Source organism: Comamonas guangdongensis (assembly GCF_041079535.1).
In the GTDB taxonomy this organism is placed as follows: domain Bacteria; phylum Pseudomonadota; class Gammaproteobacteria; order Burkholderiales; family Burkholderiaceae_C; genus Comamonas; species Comamonas guangdongensis.
The window spans coordinates 18,123-39,896 of sequence record NZ_JBFYGN010000027.1 but is presented as its reverse complement, the minus strand read 5'-3'; the positions used below and the strand labels follow the sequence as shown (position 1 = coordinate 39,896).

The 21,774-nt window shown below is 64.6% G+C and carries 22 protein-coding genes; 10 read left to right on the top strand and 12 right to left on the bottom strand.

Annotated elements, in window-relative coordinates; translation table 11 throughout:
- Positions 1-14 precede the first annotated feature (14 nt).
- Positions 15-995 carry a quinone oxidoreductase family protein gene (locus tag AB6724_RS18685; protein WP_369340040.1) on the bottom strand — a complete coding sequence of 327 codons (981 nt, stop codon included), beginning with the start codon at positions 993-995 and terminating at the stop codon, positions 15-17.
- Positions 996-1,435: 440 nt separating this feature from the next.
- Here AB6724_RS18685 and AB6724_RS18680 point away from each other — a divergent pair, with 440 nt between their 5' ends.
- The 3 genes from AB6724_RS18680 (at position 1,436) to AB6724_RS18670 (ending at position 4,097) form a co-directional block, all read left to right on the top strand.
- A complete protein-coding gene (locus AB6724_RS18680; protein ID WP_369340039.1) occupies positions 1,436-2,494 on the top strand; it encodes a beta-keto acid cleavage family enzyme in 1,059 nt (352 codons plus the stop codon).
- Positions 2,495-2,556: 62 nt separating this feature from the next.
- Entirely contained in the window at positions 2,557-2,904 is a 348-nt protein-coding gene (locus AB6724_RS18675) for a hypothetical protein (protein ID WP_369340038.1), read from the top strand.
- Positions 2,889-4,097: an MFS transporter gene (locus tag AB6724_RS18670; protein ID WP_369340037.1), complete on the top strand. Its 1,209-nt coding sequence runs from the start codon at positions 2,889-2,891 to the stop codon at positions 4,095-4,097. Before AB6724_RS18675 ends, AB6724_RS18670 begins: the two co-directional genes overlap by 16 nt.
- 91 nt (positions 4,098-4,188) lie before the next feature.
- Here AB6724_RS18670 and AB6724_RS18665 read toward each other — a convergent pair whose 3' ends face one another.
- The gene (locus tag AB6724_RS18665; RefSeq protein ID WP_369340054.1) at positions 4,189-4,542 is read right to left on the bottom strand and encodes an ArsR/SmtB family transcription factor; all 354 of its coding nucleotides are present in this window, start codon (positions 4,540-4,542) and stop codon (positions 4,189-4,191) included.
- Positions 4,543-4,695: 153 nt separating this feature from the next.
- Positions 4,696-5,103: a hypothetical protein gene (locus AB6724_RS18660; RefSeq protein WP_369340036.1), complete on the bottom strand. Its 408-nt coding sequence runs from the start codon at positions 5,101-5,103 to the stop codon at positions 4,696-4,698.
- Between the two features lie 315 nt (positions 5,104-5,418).
- Between AB6724_RS18660 and AB6724_RS18655 the strand changes: the two genes are divergently transcribed.
- The 4 genes from AB6724_RS18655 to AB6724_RS18640 all read left to right on the top strand — a co-directional run bounded on the left by AB6724_RS18655 (position 5,419) and on the right by AB6724_RS18640 (position 8,569).
- Positions 5,419-6,465 carry a methionine ABC transporter ATP-binding protein gene (locus tag AB6724_RS18655; protein ID WP_369340035.1) on the top strand — a complete coding sequence of 349 codons (1,047 nt, stop codon included), beginning with the start codon at positions 5,419-5,421 and terminating at the stop codon, positions 6,463-6,465.
- Between the two features lie 5 nt (positions 6,466-6,470).
- Positions 6,471-7,136 carry a methionine ABC transporter permease gene (locus AB6724_RS18650; RefSeq protein WP_369340034.1) on the top strand — a complete coding sequence of 222 codons (666 nt, stop codon included), beginning with the start codon at positions 6,471-6,473 and terminating at the stop codon, positions 7,134-7,136.
- A 145-nt stretch (positions 7,137-7,281) separates the two neighbouring features.
- The gene (locus AB6724_RS18645) at positions 7,282-7,587 is read left to right on the top strand and encodes a single stranded DNA-binding domain-containing protein (protein WP_369340033.1); all 306 of its coding nucleotides are present in this window, start codon (positions 7,282-7,284) and stop codon (positions 7,585-7,587) included.
- 181 nt (positions 7,588-7,768) lie between these two features.
- Positions 7,769-8,569: a MetQ/NlpA family ABC transporter substrate-binding protein gene (locus tag AB6724_RS18640; protein WP_369340032.1), complete on the top strand. Its 801-nt coding sequence runs from the start codon at positions 7,769-7,771 to the stop codon at positions 8,567-8,569.
- 240 nt (positions 8,570-8,809) lie between these two features.
- On the opposite strand, the gene AB6724_RS18635 is transcribed toward AB6724_RS18640, so the two are convergent.
- The 9 genes from AB6724_RS18635 to AB6724_RS18595 all read right to left on the bottom strand — a co-directional run bounded on the left by AB6724_RS18635 (position 8,810) and on the right by AB6724_RS18595 (position 18,610).
- Positions 8,810-9,526: a nitroreductase gene (locus AB6724_RS18635; protein ID WP_369340031.1), complete on the bottom strand. Its 717-nt coding sequence runs from the start codon at positions 9,524-9,526 to the stop codon at positions 8,810-8,812.
- 24 nt (positions 9,527-9,550) lie between these two features.
- Positions 9,551-10,771, bottom strand: coding sequence for a thiolase family protein (locus tag AB6724_RS18630; RefSeq protein WP_369340030.1), 1,221 nt, complete (start codon positions 10,769-10,771; stop codon positions 9,551-9,553).
- A gap of 5 nt (positions 10,772-10,776) precedes the next feature.
- A complete protein-coding gene (locus AB6724_RS18625) occupies positions 10,777-12,294 on the bottom strand; it encodes an AMP-binding protein (RefSeq protein ID WP_369340029.1) in 1,518 nt (505 codons plus the stop codon).
- Entirely contained in the window at positions 12,291-12,881 is a 591-nt protein-coding gene (locus AB6724_RS18620) for a biotin transporter BioY (protein ID WP_369340028.1), read from the bottom strand. The genes AB6724_RS18625 and AB6724_RS18620 overlap by 4 nt, the downstream gene beginning before the upstream one ends.
- A gap of 289 nt (positions 12,882-13,170) precedes the next feature.
- Complete coding sequence (locus AB6724_RS18615) at positions 13,171-13,764, bottom strand: energy-coupling factor transporter transmembrane component T family protein (RefSeq protein ID WP_369340027.1); 594 nt, start codon at positions 13,762-13,764, stop codon at positions 13,171-13,173.
- Positions 13,757-14,482 (bottom strand): energy-coupling factor ABC transporter ATP-binding protein, encoded by a 726-nt coding sequence (locus AB6724_RS18610; protein ID WP_369340026.1) that lies wholly within the window; start codon positions 14,480-14,482, stop codon positions 13,757-13,759. The genes AB6724_RS18615 and AB6724_RS18610 overlap by 8 nt, the downstream gene beginning before the upstream one ends.
- 569 nt (positions 14,483-15,051) lie before the next feature.
- Complete coding sequence (locus AB6724_RS18605) at positions 15,052-17,184, bottom strand: TonB-dependent receptor family protein (protein WP_369340025.1); 2,133 nt, start codon at positions 17,182-17,184, stop codon at positions 15,052-15,054.
- A 182-nt stretch (positions 17,185-17,366) separates the two neighbouring features.
- Positions 17,367-17,789, bottom strand: coding sequence for a hypothetical protein (locus AB6724_RS18600; protein WP_369340024.1), 423 nt, complete (start codon positions 17,787-17,789; stop codon positions 17,367-17,369).
- Between the two features lie 203 nt (positions 17,790-17,992).
- Positions 17,993-18,610 carry an FMN-dependent NADH-azoreductase gene (locus AB6724_RS18595; RefSeq protein ID WP_369340023.1) on the bottom strand — a complete coding sequence of 206 codons (618 nt, stop codon included), beginning with the start codon at positions 18,608-18,610 and terminating at the stop codon, positions 17,993-17,995.
- Between the two features lie 194 nt (positions 18,611-18,804).
- Between AB6724_RS18595 and AB6724_RS18590 the strand changes: the two genes are divergently transcribed.
- From AB6724_RS18590 to AB6724_RS18580, 3 genes are all read left to right on the top strand, one after another.
- Positions 18,805-19,734 (top strand): LysR family transcriptional regulator, encoded by a 930-nt coding sequence (locus AB6724_RS18590; protein WP_369340022.1) that lies wholly within the window; start codon positions 18,805-18,807, stop codon positions 19,732-19,734.
- 99 nt (positions 19,735-19,833) lie between these two features.
- Positions 19,834-20,430 (top strand): RBBP9/YdeN family alpha/beta hydrolase, encoded by a 597-nt coding sequence (locus AB6724_RS18585; RefSeq protein WP_369340021.1) that lies wholly within the window; start codon positions 19,834-19,836, stop codon positions 20,428-20,430.
- A 216-nt stretch (positions 20,431-20,646) separates the two neighbouring features.
- On the top strand, positions 20,647-21,648 hold the full coding sequence (locus AB6724_RS18580; protein WP_369340020.1) for a sulfate ABC transporter substrate-binding protein: 1,002 nt from the start codon (positions 20,647-20,649) through the stop codon (positions 21,646-21,648).
- Positions 21,649-21,774: the final 126 nt, after the last annotated feature.

The following is a 21,774-nucleotide window of genomic DNA, read 5'->3' as shown; positions in this document are numbered from 1 at the left end:
TGGGGCTGCGTCCGTCAGATGACGAAGATGGAGGAGCCCGTGGTCTTGCGTCCCTCGAGATCGCGGTGGGCCTGGACCGCATCTTCGAGCTCGTAGCGCTGATTGATCTCGATGCGGATGCGGCCCGCGGCCACATGGCCGAAGAGCTCGTCCACGAGCTGCTTCTTCTCGGCGGGGTCGGCGATGTAGTCGGCCAGGCCGGGGCGCGTGATATAGGCCGAGCCCTTGCGCGCCAGGATGGCCGGATCGATAGGCGGGATCTTGCCGGAGGCCGTGCCCACGCAGACCAGCAGGCCGCGGCGCTTGAGCGAGTCCAGCGAGCCCATGAAAGTGTCCTTGCCCACGCTGTCAAAGACCACGGACACGCCCTTGCCGTCGGTGAGTTCGCGCACGCGCGCAGCGACATCCTCGCGGCTGTAGTAGATGATTTCGTCGCAGCCATGGGCGCGCGCGACCTCGGCCTTGGCTTCGCTGGAGACTGTGCCTATCACCTTCAGGCCCAGCAGCTTGGCCCATTGCGAGACGATGAGGCCCACGCCGCCGGCGGCCGCGTGCAGCAGAATGGTCTCGCCCTGCTGGAAGGGGTAGATCTTGCGGCATAGATAGGAAGCCGAGAGGCCGCGCATGGTCATGGCGGCGGCCTGTTCGCAGCTGATGGCATCGGGCAGCTTGATGAGCACGCCGGCGTCGATCAGGCGTTCGGTGCTGTAGGCGCCCAGGGTATTGGTAAAGCCGGTATAGGTGACGCGGTCGCCGACCTTCAGATGTTCGACACCGGCGCCCACGGCCTCGATCACGCCCGAAGCCTCATTGCCCAGACCGCTGGGCAGCGGCACTGGGTAGACGCCGCTGCGAAAGTAGGTGTCGGCAAAGTTCAGCCCGACCGCCACATGGCGCAGGCGCACCTGGCCGGGGCCGGGGTTGCCGACTTCGGATTTCTCGAAGCGCATGACTTCGGGGCCGCCGATTTCGTGGAATTTCACAACGGTTGTCATAAATGTCTCCTGTGCTGTTCTGAATTTCATGCTGGCCGGAGCCGTCCGCTGACCGGCCGGTCCGGCCGGGAAAGGGCAGGCGGGTCAGGCTGGATGACGCGATCCGCCCGTCCCGCCTGCATGCCCCGGTTTGGCTTGTGCTGGGGTGTGGTAAGGCACGGGTTCATGATGAAACGCCGCCGTCGGCGGCACTTGACGCTTCATGCCTGCGACTTGGCATTTGGTGACTGGCGGCGGCTAGCAAAAACCCGCGGTCAGTGGGATGTCAGCCGCAGGCCGCCAGTCATGGGTTTGCAACCGGGTGTAGAGCCCGTTGTCGCGTATTAGAAAGAGCCTGTCCTGAAATGCAAAGTGCTCCGTGGCAGCGCATTTGATACTGGGCCTCAGGAATCGGGGATGGCATAGGCCCCGATGTTTCGAGTTCAAACCGGAGATGCAATATGAACTTTCTTGACGGCCACCTGTACCCCGAAAACCAGCAGCCGCTGATCATCACCGCCGCACCCTATGCGCCAGGCTGGATCCCCTCGGACTTCCCCGAGGACATTCCGGTGAGCATGGAGGAGCAGATACAGAAGGCCGTGGACTGCTACGAGGCCGGAGCCACGGTGCTGCACCTGCATGTGCGCGAAGACGACGGCAAGGGCAGCAAGCGCCTGTCCAAGTTCAACGAGCTGATCGCCGGGGTGCGCGAGCGCGTGCCCGAGATGATCATCCAGGTGGGCGGCTCCATCAGCTTCGCCCCCGAAGGTCCGGACGGCGAGGCCAAGTGGCTGTCCGACGACACGCGCCACATGCTGGCCGAACTCACGCCCAGGCCCGACCAGGTGACGGTGACGGTGAACACCACGCAGATGAATGTGACCGAGCATGCGGGCGAGGACGATTTCCGCGGCGTCTCGCGCGGCTTCCCGCATCTGCACAAGACCTACAAGGACATGATCGTCCCCTCGAACCCCAGCTTTGTCGAGGAGCATATCCGCCGCCTGTCCGCGGCAGGTATCCAGAGCGAATTTCAAGTCTACAACATCAACAGTTTCGAGACCATAGAGCGCATGATCCGCCGCGGCATCTACAAGGGCCCGCTGGTGATGAACTGGGTGGCCATCAGCGGCGGCATGGACCAGGCCAATATCTTCAATCTGGCCAATATGCTGCGCGCCGTGCCCGACGGCGCCGTGGTCACGGTGGAGAGCTCGGTGCTCAATGTGCTGCCCGTCAACATGATCGGCATTGCGCTGGGCCTGCACGTGCGTTGCGGCATCGAGGATGTGCTGTGGAACCAGCAGCGCACGGGCAAGATGAGCTCGGTGGAGCAGATCAAGCAGCTGGTGCGCATTGCCGGCGAGTTCGGCCGCCCCATAGCGACGGCCCAGCAGGCGCGCGACATCATGCAGATCGGTGTGTTCTACGAAACCGCCGAGGAGACGCTGCAAAAAAATGGTTTTGCGCCCAACCGCAACGGTGCCAATCAGGGGTTCTTGCGCAAGCCCATGTGAATCAGCTGATCTGAAATAAATAGAAATTCAAATGCAAAAAATGCCTGCAACGGAGAAATTCGATGCAGGCATTTTTTATGGCGATTCGATATATATATATATATATATATATTCGGCCGAAGAAATTTGAATGCGGTAAATTGAAATCGGCAAGCAAAATGGCGACAGCTGATGCTGGGGATTTCCTTCTCCGGTGTTACCCCTTGGTGGCGTGGAAAGTGAAAAAAATGTCGCCCAATGGGAAAAAACTGCCGGCCTGTTTCTTATTATTCGCCTGTGATTTGATGCAGATAAATAGATGTGGAGACAAGCGATGGACAGGTTTTCGTTGGACGGCAACGGCCCGGATGAGCCGACAGGTATTAGCAGAAAGAAAGCCTGGTTTGCTTTCTTCATGTTGTTCTTATTGATGCTGTCGGATTATATCGACAGGCAGATTATTGTTTCCCTGTTCCCGCATATCAAAGAAGAGTGGGGAGTTTCCGATAAACAGCTGGGGGCGCTGGTTTCCATCATTTCCATCGTCGTGGCCCTGGGCAGTCTGCCCGTGGCCCTGATCGCGGACCGCTACGGCCGCGTCAAAAGCGTGGTGTTCATGGCCTCGATCTGGAGCTTTGCGACCATCGCCTGCATGTTCACGCGCAACTACTCGCAGCTGTTTGCGGCGCGCGCCGTGGTGGGCCTGGGGGAGACCGGCTATGGTTCGGTGGGCGCGGCGCTGGTCAACGCGCTGTTTCCCAAGCGCCTGCACTCGACCCTGCTGGGCGCTTTTTTTGCCGCGGGCTCTCTGGGCTCGGTGCTCGGCGTGGTGCTGGGTGGAGTGATCTCGGACCACTGGGGCTGGCGCGCGGCCTTTGGCGTGGTGGGCGTGCCCGGGCTGTTGATCGCCATGCTGTTCGTGCTGGTGCCCGATTACAAGACCAAGCCGTTGGAGCTCGCGGCCAGGACCAGCGCCGAGGCGGCGCGCGGCCCGCTGCGCCTGTACCGCAGGCTGACCAGCGGCCCGACCCTGCTCTGGGCGAGCCTCGCGGGTTCGCTGCAGATGATCGTCATGTCCAGCATCTGGGCCTGGACCCCGAGCTACTTCAACCGCTACTACGGCATGGCTGTCACGGCAGCGGCCAAGCATGCGGCCGTGGCCGTGCTTTGCGGCGCCATCGGGGCCGTGCTCTGGAGCTTTGTGGCGGACAGGGTGAGCCGCCGCAACGCCGTCAACAAGCTGTATCTGATGTGCGTGCTGACCCTGCTGACCTGCGCGGTCTTCGGCTATGCGTTCCTGGCGCCGCTGGATGAGCCCGCGCGCTTTGTCGGGATTCTCGCGGGCAGCCTGCTCATGTCCTGCACCGTGGGGGCCGTCACCAGCACGGTGCTGGACGTCACCCATCCCGCGCTGCGCTCCACCGGCGGTGCGGTGCTGGCGCTGTTCCAGAACCTGTTCGGCCTGGCCATAGGCCCGTTTGTGGGCGGCTGGATTTCGGACCTCTGGGGCCTGTCCACGGCGCTGTCGGTCATGCCCAGCATGAGCGTGCTCTCGGCCCTGTGCTTCTGGATGGCCTCGCGCACCTATCTGCGGGATATGCAGGCCGTCGCAAGCCGCTCCTGAGGGCGAAGCCGCGGCCCGCATGCTCGAGGCGCCGCGGCGAGGCCGGCGCCTGTTCGCCGGTCAGAGCGCTCTGACTCAGTCCACAGAATGCTTACTGGACTTCCGCCGATTCGCAAAACAGCTGGTATACCGCCTGCATCAGCTGCAGGGCCCGGGCGTCGGACAGCTGGTACCAGATGAACTTGCCCTCGCGGCGCGTGGCGACCAGGCCTTCGCGGCGCAGAATGCCCAGCTGCTGCGACAGCGTGGGCTGGGTGATGCCGGTCAGCTGCTCGAGCTCGCCCACGGTGCGCTCCTGCTGCGAGAGCTGGCACAGCAGCAGCAGGCGGTCTTCATTGCCCAGCAGCTTGAGCATGGTCACGGCCGTGCCCGCGTGGGCGCGCATGGTCGGCAGATCCAGCTCGGGCTGGGGCTCCTGGTGGCTTGGGGTGTTGAGGTTTTCCATCATGCTGGCTGATATTATATAAAAAAGCATATTGATGCTTGAGCCAGGGTCTTGCCGCGCGTGGGAGCAGGACTCGGCCAGCGTGGGCGTGATTTTTGCCAAAGGCCGCTGCAAGCCTTGAAGAGCAAGCGCTCTATGCTATGAAAAAAGAGTTCAGGCGGCGGGCATGCCGAACAGATCGTGGGCATCGAGCAGCGCCCAGGCAATCTCGGGCCTGCGCTCCAGTCCCTTGCGGATGGCGGCGGGAATGCTTTGCCGGGTCTTGCGGCATAGGCCGGGCATCTCGGGCAGCTCTATCTGTATGCCGCGCATGCTGCGCACCTCGTTGCTGCCGGGCGCGATGAGGATGCGCACGCCGAGCTGCTCGTAGATGCGCTGCTGCATATGCTCGAGATCCTGCAGGCTGCTGATGCGCTCCAGGCGCTCGAGCAGCTTTTTTTCCTCCTCGCGCGTCAGCATCAGAATGCGCAGGTCCGCGTGGGGCGTGCCCAGCAGCAGCTCGCGCTCGCAGATGCAGCTGCCGGGCGGGCATTCAACGCGGATCGGGAAGGAGGTCGGCATGGGCGGCGCAAAAACCTGGGTCAGTGCCGTCCATGCTAAGGGCTTGGGAGCGTGCAAGCCAGCGGGTAGGAACCCGCGCGGGATCGAGGATTGCCCGAGTACTACGTGAATCCACTTGTCCCGTTTGCCTTCAGGTTTGCCTAGACTCAGGCATCATTGAGGGTTACTACCAAAAGCAGGCATGGCTTGATCTGCCCGCTTGCCACAAGAACTGAGGCCCGGGACCTGACGCTGACAGGTGCTGCGGGCAGGACGGGATCAATCACTTTTCAAGAGCGTACAGAGCAGTCCGGCTGCGAGATACGCCATATTTTCATGATAGAAATTCGGGATCTATCCCTGACATACCAAGGCTCCAAGGGGCCGGTGCACGCGCTGCGCGGCATCAATCTGGAAATCGCCTCGGGCGAGGTCTTCGGCATCATCGGCCGCTCGGGTGCAGGCAAAAGCTCGCTGGTGCGCTGCTTGAACCTGCTCAACCGACCCACGGCCGGCCAGGTCGTGGTCCACGGCCGTGATCTGATGCAGCTGTCCGACGCCGAGCTGCGCGCCGCGCGCCGCGACATAGGCATGGTGTTCCAGCACTTCAATCTGCTGTCTTCGCGCACGGTGTACGACAACGTGGCCCTGCCGCTGGAGCTGGCCGGCGTGACCAAGGAAGAGATTTACCAGCGCGTCACCCCTTTGCTGGAGCTGGTGGGCCTCGACCATCTGGCCGACCGCTATCCGGCCCAGATCTCGGGCGGCCAGAAGCAGCGCGTGGGCATTGCGCGCGCCCTGGCCAGCAACCCCAAGGTCCTGCTCAGCGACGAAGCGACCTCGGCGCTGGACCCCGAAACCACGCGCTCCATCCTGGATCTGCTGCGCAAGGTCAACCGCGAACTCGGCGTGACCGTGGTGCTGATCACCCACCAGATGCTGGTCATCAAGCAGATCGCCGACCGCGTGGCCGTGATCGACGGCGGCGAGATCGCCGAGCTGGGTTCGGTGATCGAGGTCTTCACCCGCCCGCAGCAAGCCATCACCAAGAGCCTGATCGACGAGATCGTGCCCCAGCAACTGCCGGACTCGGTGATGACGCGCGTGAACCAGCTGGCCATCCAGCTGCAGCCTGGCCAGCAGGGCAAGCTGCTGCGCCTGTCCTATGCGGGCGAGAGCGCCTATCAGCCGATTCTGTCGCACCTGATCCGCGAACTGGGTCTGGACCTGTCCATCCTGCATGGCCAGATCGACGAGATCCAGGAGCAGACCTTTGGTTCGCTGGCCGTCTATGCCAGCGGCGAGGCCGCCAAGATTGATGCGGCCGTGGAGCACCTGCGTGTCAGCGGCGTGCAAGTGCAGATCGTGCCCAGCAAGGATTGAGAGCGATGTTTGAGAATTTTTCGGAAATGATGCTCCAGCTGCTGCTGGATTCCCTGTGGGAGACCCTGATCATGGTCGGCATCTCGGGTCTGATCGGCGGCCTGATCGGCATCCCGCTGGGCGTGTTTCTGCGCCTCACCGACCATGGCGGCATCCTGCAGAACGGCCCGGCCAACAAGATCGTGGGCTGGATCGTCAATGCGCTGCGCTCTACGCCCTTCATCATCCTGCTGGTGGCCATCATCCCGCTCACGCGCCTGATCACGGGCTCGTCCATCGGCACGGCGGCCGCCGTCGTGCCGCTGACCATCGCCGCCGCGCCCTTCGTGGCGCGCCTGGTCGAGACCGCCTTGCGCGAGGTGGACAGCGGCCTGATCGAGGCCGCCCAGTCCATGGGCGCGACCACGGGCCAGATCGTCTGGAAGGTGCTGCTGCCCGAGGCCTTGCCCGGCATCGTGGCCGGCCTGACCATCAGCTTCGTGAGCCTGACCGGCTACTCGGCCATGGCCGGCGCCATCGGCGGCGGCGGCCTCGGCGACCTGGGCATACGCTATGGCTATCAGCGTTTTCTGCCCGACGTGATGCTGGTGGTGGTCATCATCCTGATCTTTTTCGTGCAGGCCATCCAGAGCCTGGGCGACTGGGCCGTGCGCCGTCTGAGCCATCGCTGAGGCATCCCCGCATTACCAAAAATTTAGGCAGGGCCCGAACGCACAAACCGGGCCGGCCCCCTAAAATGCAGGTTCAAAATTTTTTTGAAAGGCCACTCGCGACCGCGGGTGGCCGCTATTTTTTCCGGATAGACAACAGCAAATGATGGATGGTTTGATCACCGGTCGACTGACCGGTATTCCCGAAAGCCGCGTGGACCGCAACCGCCGCCCCTATATGGTGGCGCGCATGCGCGCCAATGCGGGAGATGGTTCTTCGATTCCTGTGAATATCGTCGCTTTTGATTCCGCTCCCTGCGCGGTGCTGCGCAGCCTCTCCGAAGGCGATGCGATCGCGCTGCGCGGCAGCTTCACGCCCAAGGTCTGGATCGACCGCCAGGAGCAGTCGCATGCGGTGCTGGACCTGGTGGCCCAGCAGGTGCTGGCGGCCCCCAATCTGTCGGATCTCTGATCGCCGCTGCCTCAGCCGCAAGCCCGCCACCTGCCGGTCGCGGGCTTTTTTGTGGCCGGGCGCGGGCCCATCTGCCGATCCGTAGTTTGCAAGTGAGCAATCTGTCTAAGCGCCAGCGTCCCGTAGGCGGCAACAGGCGCTACAGTCACAGGCACTTCTATTTCCGGCACAAGGATTTCTCATGCTGAACAAGCGCGCGCTGTTGCGCAGCACTCTGGCCCTGGCAGCGGCCGCGACTCTGGGCTTTGCGGCCCAGGCCCAGGAAAAGACCATCAAGGTGGGGGTCACGGCCGGTCCGCACGCCCAGATCATGGAAGTGGTCAAGAAGGTCGCGGCCAAGAATGGCCTGAACATCAAGATCGTCGAGTTCGGCGACTATGTGCAGCCCAATGCCGCGCTGTCCGCCGGCGACCTGGACGCCAACAGCTACCAGCACCGTCCCTATCTGGATGCCCAGGTCAAGGACCGTGGCTACAAGATCAGCTGGGTCGCCGATACGGTGAATTTCCCCATCGGCATCTACTCCAAGAAGATCAAGAAGCTGGCCGACCTGCCCACGGGCGCCAAGTTCGGCATTCCCAACGATCCGACCAATGGCGGTCGCGCGCTGCTGCTGCTGCAGTCCCTGGGCCTGATCAAGCTCAAGGACAATGTGGGCCTGAAGGCCACGCCGCTGGACGTGGTGTCCAACCCCAAGAAGCTCAAGTTCGTGGAGCTCGATGCGGCCCAGCTGCCGCGTTCGCTGGACGATCTCGAGGCCTCCACCGTGAACACCAATTTCGCGATTTCCGCGGGCCTGAACCCCAAGACGGATGCGATCGCGCTGGAGTCGGCCAAGAACCCCTATGTGAACATCATGGTGGTGCGCGATGCCGACAAGAACCAGCCCTGGGTGGCCCAGCTGATCAAGTCCTACCACTCGGACGAAGTGCGCCAGTTCATCGACAAGGAATTCAAGGGCTCGGTGCTGACCGCGTTCTAGAAGCTCCCCCTGAGCCGCTTTGCGGCTTCCCCCTGAGGGGGACGACAGCCTCGCTGCGAGGCGGCTCTTGCTCGCTGTCTCTCGCTTGGCACGTGCTTGCTTGAGGGGCGTTTGGCTAAGCGCTGCACTTGCAGCGCTTTTTTGGTGCTTTTGAGTTGATAGCTGCTTGCGCTGGCTGGTACTTGGTTTGAGGCATTAAATACCTTGAAATCATTTACTGACTTGCGCTAGCAGCTATTTTTATTCAAGCGTTTGAAACCATTCGTTCAGCGGTGCACGCGTGGTCTGGGTCTGGTTGATGGGGGCGGCTTCATCGGTCCAGCCCAGGGCCAGGCCGCAGACTATGTGCTGGGTTTCGGGCAGGTCCAGCACGCGGCGTACCGTGGCCGGATAGGAGGCCAGGGCACCGATGGCGCAGCAGCCCAGGCCATGTGCCGCTGCGGCCAGCTGCAGGCCGTAGAGCGCCATGCCCAGGTCCATATAGCCGCCGGGACCGAAATGGGAGTCTATGGTGACCACCAGCGCCACGGGCGCATCGAAAAAGCGGTAATTGCGCGCAAACTGCGCGTCGCGGCCCGCGCGGTCGTCGCGCGCCACGCCCAATGCGCCGTACAGGGCCTGGGCGGCCGCCACCTGGCGCTTGCGCAGCTGCATGGGCATGGGCTGGGGGAAATACGCGTAGTCCTCGCATTCCGGGGCCTGGGCCGCAAAGTCCTGCAGCAGGGCCGCCATCAAGCGCTCGCGCCGCGCGCCGCGCACGGCAATGAAGCGCCCGGGCTGGAGGTTGCCGCCGCTGGGCGCCTGGCGCGCGGTCTGCAGCAGCTGCTCGAGCAGGGTGTCGGGTACGGGATCGCGCAAGAAGGCGCGAATGGAGCGGCGCTCGCGGATCAGAGCCAAAGCCTCGGGAGCCGGTGCGGGAAAGCGCGGCGCTATTTCGGGAATGCCTTTGCTGGACATGGGTTGACAGTTATCGATCAGGTATCAGTTAGGGGGGCGCGTCGTGCTCAGCCATTGCACCAGCGTGGCCGCGCCTATGCCGCCCGCACCCGCAATGCAGGCTAGACCCAGGGCGTCGGGCCTGGCATCAGCCTCCAGCCGGGCTAGACAGCGCACCAGTGCAATTGCGCCCGAGGCGCCTATGGGGTGGCCGCGCGCCAGTCCGCCGCCTTCGGTGTTGATCTGCTCGGGCTTCAGGCCCAGGGCCGCGCAAAAGCTCAGGCCCTGTACGGCAAAAGCGTCATGCAGCTCAAGCGCCGCAAGCTCCTGCGCCCGAAGCTCGTTTTTTTGCAGCGCCTCGGCGCCGCGCAGCAGCAGCTTGCGCGTGGCGGCGATGGCCGCGACCAGCGGGGTCTCGGGCGCCACGCCCACGGAGGTGCTGGCCAGCCAGCGCGCGCGCGGCTGCAGGCCCCAGCGCTCGCAAGCCCCGGGTGTGGCCAGCAGAATCAGGGCCGCGCCGTCGGCCTTGGCCGAGACGGTGAGCGCGCTCAGCGCATGGGCTGCCATGTCGCCTATGTTGGCCGGGTGCGCGGCCTCGATCCGTGCCTGGGCGACGGCCGGCATGCGCGCCGCGCGCTCGGCCTTGAGCGCGCGCGGATAGGGGTCGTGGTCCAGCCCGGCCATAGCCACGATCTCGCGGCTCAGACCGGCTTGGGCGGCCAGGGCGCGCGCATGGCTGAGCAGCGCGTACCGCTCCTGAGCGGCGCGCGTATGGCCGTGGCGCAGCGCATGGTCGGCGGCCGACTGCAGCATGTCCGGGTCGCGCGCCGGGTCCGGGGCAAAAGGGGGGCGCTCATAGCTTTGCGGCAGTTCCTGGCTGCTCAGCGGGCGCGTCTGGCGTATGGGGGCGCGGCTCCAGGCCTCGACGCCGCCCGCAATCACCAGCTCGGCCTGGCCCGAGCGCAGCAGGCCCGCGGCCGTGGCAACCGCATCCAGGCCCGAGCAGCACTGGGTGTCCAGGCTCAGTGCGGCGCAGTCATCGGGCAGGCCGGCTGCCAGGGCCAGCATGCGTGCGGGATTGCCGCCGGCCCCCAGGGCGTTGCCGACGACGACGGCGTCCACCGCAGGTGCGGGCAGCCCGCTTTGCGCCAGCAGTGCCTGCAGCACGGGGGCGGCCAGCTCGTGGGCGCTGAGGCTGGCCAGCGCGCCGCCCACGGGGGCGACCGGGCTGCGCGCCCAGGCGATGATGGAGATGTCGCTGCTCATGAGGCTCAACTCTGCCACGGCGCGAGCTGCGGCAGCTTGGTAGGGGCTGCGGCGTCGGCGTTGCCGCCGAGCGCGAGCTGCAGGGCCTGGCCCAGCTTGCCGTGGTCGGTCTTGCCGCTGGCGGTATGCGGCCAGTGGCTGCAGACCCACCAGTGGCGCGGTACCTTGAAGGCCTCGGTGCGTTCGCGCAGCCAGCGGCCCAGCTCCAGGGCACCGGGCAGAGGGCCGGGCGGCTCCGGCTTCCACTGCACAATGGCATGCACCTGCATGCCGCGCAGCGCATCGGCCTTGCCGTGCAGCGATACCTGGGCGATCTGCGGGTGCTCGGCCAGCAGGTTCTCCACCTCTTCGGGAAACAGGTTCTTGCCCTGGGTGACGATCATGCGGCTTTGCCGGCCCGCGAGGCAGAGCATGCCGCGCTCGTCGATATGGCCCATATCGCGTACCGAGAGCCAGTCCCCGTCGCGCAGCACGGCCGTGGGGTCGTGGGCGTCGCCCACATAGTCCATGAACAGCATGGGGCTGCGGATATAGATCAGGCCGTCATCGGCATGGCCGCTGCCCGGCTCGGCCAGGGCGCTTTCCGCCGCGTCGCCTTCGGCCCGGCGAATGGACAGCTCCACATTGCTGAACGGCCGCCCCACGGCCTGGGGCGAGCAGGCTTCGTCGGCCTCCATCCAGGCCACGAAGCTGGCCTCGGAGGCGCCGTAGAACTCTATGATGCGGGCCTTGGGGAACAGGGTGCGCAGCGCCGGGGTGTGGGCGCGCATCCAGCGCGCGCCGCTGATGGTGATCAGCTCGACCTCGGGAATCGGCGGCAGTTGCCGGTGCTCGGCCCATTGCAGCATCAGCAGCAGCTGGCTGGGCACGGCGACCAGGCATGGCGTTCCGCCCCGGGCCAGCGTGGCCAGGCAGCGTGCGGCCGAGAAGCGCTCCTGCATCACCGCACCCACGCCATACCATATGCCCTGCATGGCGCCGAACAGGAACAGCGAATGCGAGATGCGGCCCGGCGCCAGCGTGCGCTGCGCGACCATGGGGCCGAAGTCCTGCAGGCCCACGCGAAAGCTCTCCGTCCACGACAGGTGGCTGCGCATAAAGCCTTTGGGCAGACCGGTGCTGCCCGAGGTGAAGCCCGTGTAGAAGGCGGCGGCGGGTTCGGCCTGGTTCAGCTCGCAGGGCGTTGCGGGCAGCCAGCTTTCAATGCGCTGGCGCACGCCAGCCTGCCAGTCGGGGTCGGCCACGGCCGCACAGCGGCCGCTGTGAATCACGGCCAGAAAGTCCACCAGCCGCTCCAGCGTCGACCGCTGGCTGTCCAGCAGCACCGTCTGCGGCGCGCGCCGCGCGACCAGTGCTGCCGAACGTGCCAGCACCTCGGCATGCAGCCGTGCAAAGCTCCAGGCCTGCTCCTCGCTTTGCAGCGCAATCACCTCGGGCCGCTGTTGCGCCCAATGGGCGAGCGGGCCGTGGACCAGTTGCCAGAAGCCCTGCAGCGGGGCGCGGGCCGGTAGCTTGTGGCTCATTGGCGTCCGCCGAAGCGCCAGTCGGGCATGCCGCGCGCCACCGTGTGCACGATGACGGCGCAGAGAATGCACTTGATGAAGTCGCCGGGCACAAAGGCCAGAGTGACCTTGAAGGCCTGGCTCAGGTTCATGCCCGCGAGCTGCATCAGCCCCAGCACGCCAAACGCATGCAGGCACAGCAGGCCGCCGAGCACGGAAGCCACAAAGGCGCTGACGGCCGTGCGGCGCGGCGTGCTCTGGGGCAGGGCGGCCATGATGGCGCCCGCAATGCAGGCGGCCAGCGCATAGCCGACCAGGTAGCCGGCAGACGGCGACATGAACACGCCTATGCCGCCGCGCCCACCCGACAGCAGCGGCAGGCCCACGGCCACGGCCGCGAGAAACAGCAGCATGGACTGCAGGCCGCGCCAGGGGCCGAGCATGACGCCGGCCAGCATCACGCCCAGCGACTGGATGGTGATGGGCACGCCGAACGGCAGATCGATCTTGGGTATCAGTCCCATCACGGCCATGAGTGCGGCGAACAGCGAAACCTGGGCCATGGAGCGCGCACCATGGCGCGATACGGTATGGGAGGGGGTGGTCATCAAAGCTCCTGATCTATGAGGTTAAGAACGTGTTGACAATCTCTACGCAGCCGCGTTGGAGTGCACTCGGGATGAGTTAGAAGCGATGGGGTGCAGCTTGCACCGGGGTGCAAGCAAGCTCCAGCGCGATGAAATCACCCGATTGCGCACCAACCCTTCGGGACAGTGACTTTGCGGGCGGTCTGCGGTGTTGCAGTCGCTTGCAAGGCATGAGCCTTGCTGCGCACCTGCGCCTTGCATCCCTTCCCGCAAAGTCGCTGTCGTGGCGCGAGGAGATTGTCAACACGTTCTAGAAGCCCAGTCGCGCCCAGAGGGCGTCGGCCACACGGCGCGTGGCCTGCAGCATGTGGATCGTCAGCGGCGCAATCAGCCTCAGGCCGCCGCTTTTGCCGGTGCGCAGCCGGTAGGCATCGTCGAGTTTTTTCCACTGCACAAAAAAATGCTCGGTAAAGCGCAGCATCAATGCCAGCTGCATGGCTGCGCGCTCGGTGCGCACGCCCAGCGCGGCCAGCGGCGACAGCAGCCACTCCAGCACCTCCACCAGATCGCTGGGGCGGGTGGTGATGGTCAGCGCAATGCCCAGGGTGGAGGCGCAGATCAGCCGCAGGGCGCTGACCGCGGCCAGTTCGCGGTTGCCCATGAGGACATGAAAGCCTGCCACCAGCAGCGCCGCGACCATGACCGAGCGCATGAGCCGCCGCGCGATCTGGGTGGCCTCGCCCAGAGACCACCAGAGCAGAGCGCAGCCAGCGCCGCAGCCTGCCAGCAGCAGGGGGCTGGATGTCAAAAACAATAGCGTGCCAAAGACCGCCAGCAGCAACAGCTTGAGGCCGGCCGGCCAGCGGTGCAGCCAGCTGGGGTATTCGCTGTAAAGACTACCCATGGCTTGGCACGGCGGTGTGGAGGTCGGCCAGGCGTGCCGCCACATCGGCCTCATAGGCGCTGCAGATCTCGCGGCCCGGCCCATCGCCGCGCAGCCGGCCTTGCTCCAGCCAGAGCACGCGTTCGAAGCCACGCACATGGTCGAGCACATGGGTGGAGACCAGAATCTGCTGCGGTGCGGCCGCGATGTCCTGGGCCAGACGCGCCTGGCCCGGCAGGTCCAGGCTCGCAAAAGGCTCGTCGAGCAGCAGCACCTGCGGCGAGGCGATCAGCAGCGACAGCCAGCACACCTGCTGGCGCTGGCCCTGACTCAGGCTGCCCACGGCGCGCTCGGCCCAGTGCGCGAGGCCGCGTGCGCTCAGCAGCTCGTGCGCCCTGGCCCTGGCCTGCTGCTTGTTCAAGCCCTTTGGGCGCAGGCCCAGGGCCAGCTCTTCTGCGACGGTGGGGAAGATGATCTGGTCGTCGGGGTTCTGGAACATCAGGCCCACCAGGCCCGGGTGCTCGGCGCGCGCCTGCAGCAGGGGCTGACCCTCCATCAGCACCCGGCCGCTTTGCGCCTGCTCCAGTCCGCACAGCAGGCGAAACAGGCTGGATTTGCCCGCGCCGTTGTCTCCGATCACGCCTATGCGCTTTTCGGTCAGCTTCAGGCTCAGTCCGTCGAACACCAGGGTCTGGCCGCGCTGCAGACGCACATCGGCGATCTCCATGCCCTGGCTCATATGCGGGCTCCGGCGAGCGGCTCAGAGGCAGGGCAGGGCTGAGTGGGGGTGTGAAACAGGGCGGACATAGGAGCTGACTCGGGAAATTCCGGGTCCCGGATGCCAAACAAGGCTTGAGACCATCAATGGTGGCGGATTCTAGCGCTGTCAAATTGCTTTCAAACGCCTTCAATCTGATCGCTTTTTTGTGTGAATTCCCTATAAGAAATCACTTCTTAGTCCTGAGGGCCGTGCTGGCCGGATTTCGGCCGCAGATGGCTTCAGTTGCGGTCCAGATCGCGGCCTGTTGCGGTGGGATGGAATTTCATGAGCCGTTCGAGAGCGCTTCATTGCGCAACTTCGTTCAAAAGCCGTGCGAGTCGTTGGGAAGATCGAAGTGATTGAAGCTTGATGCCGGTGTTTTGGCGCAGCTTGGCGCTGCGGCTGCTGGAAAACGCACCGTGAGCCGTTCGCGCTCAGGCTGTTTGGGGCATCAGTCCGGTAGCGATGGGGGCAAAAAATTTTCAGATAGCGGGCCGAGGCGGCTGAGGCTTTGAAAAAGCGGCCCGCTGCCTGGGTGCAGATCGGGTTCAGAACTGATAGCTGAGGCTGGCTCCGGCCATCCATTGGCGGCCGGGCGCGGCTTCGTAAAAGCGTTTATTACCTTCATTGACGATGACCGAGCCCACATAGTTCTTGTCGCCCAGATTGTCGAAGCGTGCAAAGGTATTGAGCTTCCAGGCGCCCAGGCGCTGGGTATAGCTTGCGCTCAGGCTGGCCACGCCAAAGCCGGGCGCATAGACGCTGTTGGCATCATCGGCCGCAATGCGGCCCAGCTGGCGCCAGTCCAGGCCCAGCCGCCATTCGGGGGCGGGGAACCAGTCCAGACCCAGATAGCCCTGGTTTCGACTGGTTCCCGCCAGGCGTTTGCCTGCGGGGATGCAGTCCTGGCCCTTGGCGTTGCAATAGCCGCTGCGCAGGCTGGCATCGAGCAGGGTCAGAGCAGCGTTGAGGCGCAGCTGGGGCGTGATCCAGGTCGTGCTGCTCAACTCCATGCCGCGGCGGCGGGTCTGGCCGGCGTTCCGGTAGGAGGTTCGGCCATTGTCGTTGCTGGCGACCACGATCTCGTCCTCGGTCCGGGTCTGGAACAGCGCGGCCGACCAGTCGCCGCGCATGCCTGCCAGGGTGAAGCGCTGCTTGATGCCCAGTTCGGCGCTGGTCGACACCGCGGGCTGCAGGCCCAGGTTCAGGCCGGAGCTTCCATCGGGACGATAGGAGATTTCGTTGAAGGTCGGGGTCTCGAAGCCGCGGCCCAGTGAGGCATAGAGACTGCTGTCCTGGCTCAACTGGTGCTGGAGCGAAATCACGGGCAAAAGCTTGTGAAAGCCGGTGCTGCCGCTGTCGTTTCCATCGGCCAGAAAATGGTCGTGCGACTGGAACTGCACATTGCTCCAGCGCAGGCCTGCGTCCAGCTTCCAGCTCGGTGCAAAAGCCCATGAGGCTTGCAGATAGGGGTCGATATTGCTGAGGGTGTTGCGCTCGTCGCGCACCAGAGCGCCGACTACACCGAGCTGGTTGCCGACAAAGTTCTTGTAGCCCTGGCGGTCTTCCTTGACGGTATTGGCGGACAGGCCCGCAATCAGGTTCAGGCTGCCCGTGCCCAGCTCGTATTTGCCGCTCCAGCGCGCATCCAGGCCGCCATAGTCGCGCAGCAGGCCGATCACGCCGCCCTTGAAGCCCGGCTGTGAGTCCTTGGGCGTGGCCTGGAACTGGCTGATTTCGCGCTGGCCCGCATAGACCATGAGGCGCAGGGCCTGGCCGCCGTCGAGCTGGCGCTTGTAAGTCAATCCGGCCTGAGTTTGCTTGATGTTTTTGTGCGAGTTGTAGAGCAGGGCGTTGGGTGTGGTCTTGCGCGGGTCCTTGGCCCAGTCCTCAGGGGAGATGCCGCCCGGGTCCTGGGCATGGAGGTCCACATGGTTGGCGACCAGGGTCAGCAGGCTGTACTCGTCGGGCTTGAGGTCGATGCGGGCATTGAAGAGGTTTTTGTCCGCGGCGCTCTGCGCGCGGTAGCCGTCGGTCAGAAAGCGGCTGGCGCTGAGCACATAGCCTATGCCGCCGGCCTCGCCGCTGGCCTTGAGGCCCAGGCGCTTCTGGCCGTTGCTGCCCAGGGCAAAGCTGCTTTCGACGCGCGGCGTGCCTTCGCCGTGCTCGGTATAGGCATTGATGACGCCACCCGAAGCATTGCCGTAGAGCGCCGAATAGGGGCCGCGCAGCACCTCGATGCGCTCCAGCGAGGCGATATCTATATTGCTGGTCTGGCCCTGGCCGTCGGGCATGGTGGCCGGTATGCCGTCCACATAGATCTGTATGCCGCGCACGCCGAAAGTGGAGCGTGCACCGAAGCCGCGCATCGAAAGCTGCAGGTCCTGGGCGTAGTTCTGGCGGTTCTGCAGCAGCAGGCCCGGCACGCTGCCCAGCGCTTCGGACAGATTGACCTGCCACTGGCGGTCGCGCATGCGCTCGCCGTCAAGCTCCGAGACCGAGGCCGGGGTCTGCTCCAGCGTGGTTTCTTGCCAGGTGCTGTGCACGGTGACTTCGCCCAGTTGCGGCGCATCGGGCTCTGCAGCCGTGACTTCCTGTGCCAGCGTGGTCTGAGTGAGCAGCAGCAGGCTGGCAGCGGCCATGGGCCAGCCGGCCAGGGCACAAAGGCGCGAGAAATGCATGTGATTGCCTCGGGTGATGCGAACAGCCGAAAGGGCTTGCCCCCGGGGAACTTGCCAGCATGCTGCCAGAGCGGCGAGCGCCGGTCATGAGGGCTGTCCATAGGCGCGGGCCGTGCAAGGCGGCGGCACCGCCAAAGACCAGCTCCTGGCCATCCATGAAAGGCGACGGGCCGATCTAGCTATCAAGGATTGCGCGGCTTGGCCGAGGCCTGGGCGAGGTCCATGGCGTCAATGATGGTCACGCCGGTCTGCTGCACGCCGGGGGAGTTGAAGCCCGGTCCCGGAGTCACGGCCGAGTGATTCATCAGCCTCTCGGACATGCTGGGCTGGGCAGACGCCGCGGCCTCGGCAGGAGCCTCTTTTTCGGGGCTCTTGGGCGCGGTGTCCTGGGTGGATTTCAGATAGTCGTTGTAGCGCTGGTAGGTCTGGCGTTCGGCGCGGCTTTGTTCCTGGTCCTGCTGCCAGTGCTGCAGATATTTGTAGCCCCCGAACGCCACGATGAGTGCGGCGACCAGAAAAATGGCGACCGTGGTGACGACCAGTTTTTCGTCTGAACCTTGGGGCGGGCGTTGAGCTGCGGCAGGCATGGAGCGAGGTGAGGGCATGACGGGACAAAGCTCCGGGCGGCCGGGGGCGAGCCTGGAACTGCGGGGTATCAAATTGTTATCAGGGTATCAAAAAAACATGAAGCCCCGTGGATCGGGCCGTAATTTTGCAGCGTTTTGCTAGGGCGTTGTCGGGCGGCTGCGGGCGCAAAAAAGCCGGTACGGCTTGCGCAGTACCGGCTGGCGTGGAGCAGAGCGGCCTATCAGGCGGCCACGGCTTCCAGCTGTTCGATTTCCGTCTTGGCGGTCTGCAGGGCGGCGGCCTTGGCATCGGGGCCCATGGCCACGCCCTCGGCACGCACGATGCTCACATCGGTCACGCCCATGAAGCCGAAGATCACCTTCAGATAGCTTTCCTGGTGTTCCATGGCCTGACCCGCTTCGCTGGTGGAGTAAGCGCCGCCGCGTGCGGAAGCCACGATGACCTTCTTGTCGCCGGCCAGACCCACGGGGCCGGTAGCGGTGTACTTGAAGGTGCGGCCAGCCTGGGCAATGCGGTCCAGCCAAGCCTTGAGCTGGGTGGGGATGGTGAAGTTGTAGAACGGAGCGCCCACAACCACCACATCGGCGGCCAGGAACTGGCTCACCAGGGCTTCGGACAGCGCGTTTTCCTGGCGCTCGACTTCCGTGGCAGCAGCCTGGCCGGTGCGGAAGCCCATGGATTGGGCGTTCAGGTGGCTGGGCGCGTTCACGGCCAGATCCAGGTAGTCCACCTTGGCTTCGGGGTGAGCCTGCTTCAGGCTGGCCACGATGTCGGCGGTCAGTTCGCGGGTGACGGAGTTGGTGCCGGTGATGGCGGAGTCAATGTGCAGGATTTGCATGTCAGTCTCTATAGCTCTGTGGTGTGGTTGAGGTGTATTTCCCGTCCGGTTCAGATGCTGCATTGCGACCAAACAGCGGCCAGACTTGAATTGCGATGGGATAGATTATGGATTTGAATAGATTGAGCGATAAGTCTGTAAAAATGCGATAGATTGTTCCAAATATCAATTCAATGGCAGCCAAGGATTTGTGCATGGTGGATCTCAACGACATGCTGTACTTCGTCGAGGTGGTCGAGCGCGGCGGCTTTGCTGCGGCGGGCCGCTCCCTTGGCATTCCCAAATCGCGTCTATCGCGCCGCGTTGCGGAGCTCGAGGCCCATCTGGGTGTGCGTCTGTTGCAGCGCACCACGCGCAAGCTGTCCCTGACCCAGGTCGGCGAGACCTATCTGCGCCACTGCCAGGCCATGCGTGATGCGGCCCTGGCCGCCTCCGATGCCGTGGCCGAGGTGCAGACCGAACCGCGCGGCACCATCCGCGTGACCTGCCCCGTGACCCTGGCCCAGACGGTGCTGGGCGAGCTGATGCCGGAGTTCCTCAAGCGCTGCCCGCTGGTGCAGGTGGAGATGCAGGTCACCAACCGGCCCGTGAACCTGGTGGAAGAGGGGGTGGACGTGGCGCTGCGCGTGCGTGCCAACCTGGACGACAGCGGCTCCATGGTGCTCAAGCGGCTCGACAGCTCGCGCCAGATCCTCGTGGCCAGCCCCGATCTGCTAGAGCGCCAGGGCACGCCGCGGACCCTGGATGATCTGCAGCTGCTGGACAGCATGGCCATGTCCGCCGTGGACGGGCATTCCAGCCTGCTGCTGGTAGGGCCGGAAGGCAAGGAACACCGCTTGCAGCTGCAGCCGCGCTATGTGGTGGACGATTTGCTGACGCTGAAGTTCGCGGCCCTGGCCGGCAGCGGCATGTGCTGGCTGCCCGACTATATGTGCCAGGAAGAACTGGCCGCTGGCCAGCTGGTGCAGCTGATGCCAGACTGGGCGCCGCCCATGGGCATTGTGCATGCGGTCTTTCCCTCGCGCCGCGGCCTGGCGCCGGCGGTCAGGCATTTCCTCGATTTTCTCGGCGAGCGCATGCCGGGCAGCAGCAGCAACCTGGCGTCGCAAGCCGCCGTGCATTAGCTTCTGCCCATAAGGTAAGAACAAAACATTCGTTGGGTTTCGTGCCCGCGCTCTCCACAATGCCCCCTGAACCGCTAACCGAGGGCCTGAGGAGGTGCCATGAATTCCCCATACCGCATCGTGATCGTGCCAGGCTGGCGCAACTCCGGCCCCGGCCACTGGCAGAGCCTCTGGGCCGAGCAGCTGCCGGGCGCCGTGCGCGTGGAGCAGGAAGACTGGCTGGTGCCGCACCGCGACACCTGGGTCGGAGCACTGGAGCAGGTGCTGCTGGCCGATACGCGGCCCGCCGTGATTGTGGCCCACAGCCTGGGCTGCATCACCACCGTGCACCTGGGCGACGAGGCCGCGGCCCGCGTGCATGGCGCTTTGCTGGTGGCTCCGGCCGACCCCGAGCGCCGCGCCCAGCTCGCCGACTTTGCGCCCGTGCCCTATGCGCCGCTGCCTTACCGCAGCGTGCTGGTGGCCAGCAGCAACGACCCGTTCTGCCCCATACGCCGTGCCGGCGCCTATGCGCGCGCCTGGGGCAGCGAGCTGGTCAGGCTGCAGAACGCCGGCCACGTGAATATCGAATCGGGCTTCGGGCCCTGGCCGCTGGGCCTGGCCCTGCTGCAGTCGCTGGTGGAAGCCGGCAGCTGGCAAACCCGGGCTCCGTTAGCCACGCCCGGCCTGGATGCCCTGGCGGCCCTGGCTTCCTGAGATAGTTTCCCAAGCAGCGCAAGCTGCTTTTTTTATAGCTGCATGCGCTTTGCGGGAAAGGCCTGCAGGGCTGTTTGGCCAGATAGACCGATAGATTGAATGCTTATATATCGAATTTCTGAAAAACAAAGAAGAATATATTCTTTTGAGTTTTAAGAATGCCTTCGCACAATCCGTACATCTACAAACACTCTGCACAAGAAAAGGCGGCGATCCATGCATTCCCTGAAGCTCAAGACATTGTTGGCCTCTGTTGCACTGGCGGCGGCGGGCGCGGCATCGGCCCAGACGCAGCTGCTCAATGTCTCGTATGACGTGGCGCGCGAGTTCTACAAGGACTACAACGCGGCCTTCATCGCCCACTACAAGAAGACCAAGGGCGTGGATATCAAGGTGGATCAGTCGCATGGCGGCTCCAGCGCCCAGGCGCGTGCCGTCAACGACGGCCTGGCCGCCGATGTGGTGACCTTCAACACGACCACCGATGTGGATTTCCTGGCCCAGAACGGCGTGGTGGCCAAGGACTGGAACAAGAAGTTCCCCAATGACGCTTCGCCGACCACCTCGACCATGCTGTTCCTGGTGCGCAACGGCAATCCCAAGAACATCAAGGACTGGTCCGACCTGATCCGCCCCGACGTCAAGGTCGTGGTGGTCAACCCCAAGACCGGCGGCAACGGCCGCTATGCCTATCTGGCCGCCTGGGGCTCGGTGCGCGAGAAGGGCGGCACCGACGCCCAGGCCGCCGAATTCGTGCAGAAGCTCTACAAGAACGTGCCCGTGCTGGGCAAGGGCGGCCGCGACGCGACCAGCATCTTCCTGCAGCGCAATATCGGCGACGTGCTGATCACCTTCGAATCCGAAGTGGTGTCCGTGGACCGTGAATTCGGCCAGGGCAAGGTGGATGCGGTCTATCCGTCGGTGAGCATCGTGGCCGAGAACCCCGTGGCCGTGGTGGAGCGCACCGTGGCCAAGAAGGGCACGGCCCAGCTGGCACATGACTATCTGCAGTGGCTGTACTCCGACGAGGCCCAGGAAATTGCGGCCAAGCACGCGATCCGTCCGCGTTCCGAAGCCGTGCTCAAGAAGCATGCCGACCAGTTCAAGCCCATCAAGCAGTTCACCGTGGCCAAGTACTTCGGCTCGCTGACCGAGGCGCAGAAGGTGCACTTCAACGACGGCGGTCAGTTCGACAAGCTGTATACCCCCGGTAAGTAACCAACTCCCCCGAGCCGCTTTGCCTGGGCGGCCCCACGGCTTCCCCCTCTCTCGCTGCGCGGGAGGGGGACGACATCCTCGCTGCGGGGCGCCCTTGCTTGATGTCTCTGATCTGGGCCTTGCCCA

Excerpts from the sequence above, each read along its gene's own strand:
- AB6724_RS18685 (WP_369340040.1), bottom strand. The coding sequence starts at position 995 with ATGACAACCGTTGTGAAATTCCACGAAATCGGCGGCCCCGAAGTCATG.
- AB6724_RS18680 (WP_369340039.1), top strand. The coding sequence starts at position 1,436 with ATGAACTTTCTTGACGGCCACCTGTACCCCGAAAACCAGCAGCCGCTG.
- AB6724_RS18675 (WP_369340038.1), top strand. The coding sequence starts at position 2,557 with ATGCAGGCATTTTTTATGGCGATTCGATATATATATATATATATATAT.
- AB6724_RS18670 (WP_369340037.1), top strand. The coding sequence starts at position 2,889 with ATGTTGTTCTTATTGATGCTGTCGGATTATATCGACAGGCAGATTATT.
- AB6724_RS18665 (WP_369340054.1), bottom strand. The coding sequence starts at position 4,542 with ATGGAAAACCTCAACACCCCAAGCCACCAGGAGCCCCAGCCCGAGCTG.
- AB6724_RS18660 (WP_369340036.1), bottom strand. The coding sequence starts at position 5,103 with ATGCCGACCTCCTTCCCGATCCGCGTTGAATGCCCGCCCGGCAGCTGC.
- AB6724_RS18655 (WP_369340035.1), top strand. The coding sequence starts at position 5,419 with ATGATAGAAATTCGGGATCTATCCCTGACATACCAAGGCTCCAAGGGG.
- AB6724_RS18650 (WP_369340034.1), top strand. The coding sequence starts at position 6,471 with ATGTTTGAGAATTTTTCGGAAATGATGCTCCAGCTGCTGCTGGATTCC.
- AB6724_RS18645 (WP_369340033.1), top strand. The coding sequence starts at position 7,282 with ATGGATGGTTTGATCACCGGTCGACTGACCGGTATTCCCGAAAGCCGC.
- AB6724_RS18640 (WP_369340032.1), top strand. The coding sequence starts at position 7,769 with ATGCTGAACAAGCGCGCGCTGTTGCGCAGCACTCTGGCCCTGGCAGCG.
- AB6724_RS18635 (WP_369340031.1), bottom strand. The coding sequence starts at position 9,526 with ATGTCCAGCAAAGGCATTCCCGAAATAGCGCCGCGCTTTCCCGCACCG.
- AB6724_RS18630 (WP_369340030.1), bottom strand. The coding sequence starts at position 10,771 with ATGAGCAGCGACATCTCCATCATCGCCTGGGCGCGCAGCCCGGTCGCC.
- AB6724_RS18625 (WP_369340029.1), bottom strand. The coding sequence starts at position 12,294 with ATGAGCCACAAGCTACCGGCCCGCGCCCCGCTGCAGGGCTTCTGGCAA.
- AB6724_RS18620 (WP_369340028.1), bottom strand. The coding sequence starts at position 12,881 with ATGACCACCCCCTCCCATACCGTATCGCGCCATGGTGCGCGCTCCATG.
- AB6724_RS18615 (WP_369340027.1), bottom strand. The coding sequence starts at position 13,764 with ATGGGTAGTCTTTACAGCGAATACCCCAGCTGGCTGCACCGCTGGCCG.
- AB6724_RS18610 (WP_369340026.1), bottom strand. The coding sequence starts at position 14,482 with ATGAGCCAGGGCATGGAGATCGCCGATGTGCGTCTGCAGCGCGGCCAG.
- AB6724_RS18605 (WP_369340025.1), bottom strand. The coding sequence starts at position 17,184 with ATGCATTTCTCGCGCCTTTGTGCCCTGGCCGGCTGGCCCATGGCCGCT.
- AB6724_RS18600 (WP_369340024.1), bottom strand. The coding sequence starts at position 17,789 with ATGCCCTCACCTCGCTCCATGCCTGCCGCAGCTCAACGCCCGCCCCAA.
- AB6724_RS18595 (WP_369340023.1), bottom strand. The coding sequence starts at position 18,610 with ATGCAAATCCTGCACATTGACTCCGCCATCACCGGCACCAACTCCGTC.
- AB6724_RS18590 (WP_369340022.1), top strand. The coding sequence starts at position 18,805 with ATGGTGGATCTCAACGACATGCTGTACTTCGTCGAGGTGGTCGAGCGC.
- AB6724_RS18585 (WP_369340021.1), top strand. The coding sequence starts at position 19,834 with ATGAATTCCCCATACCGCATCGTGATCGTGCCAGGCTGGCGCAACTCC.
- AB6724_RS18580 (WP_369340020.1), top strand. The coding sequence starts at position 20,647 with ATGCATTCCCTGAAGCTCAAGACATTGTTGGCCTCTGTTGCACTGGCG.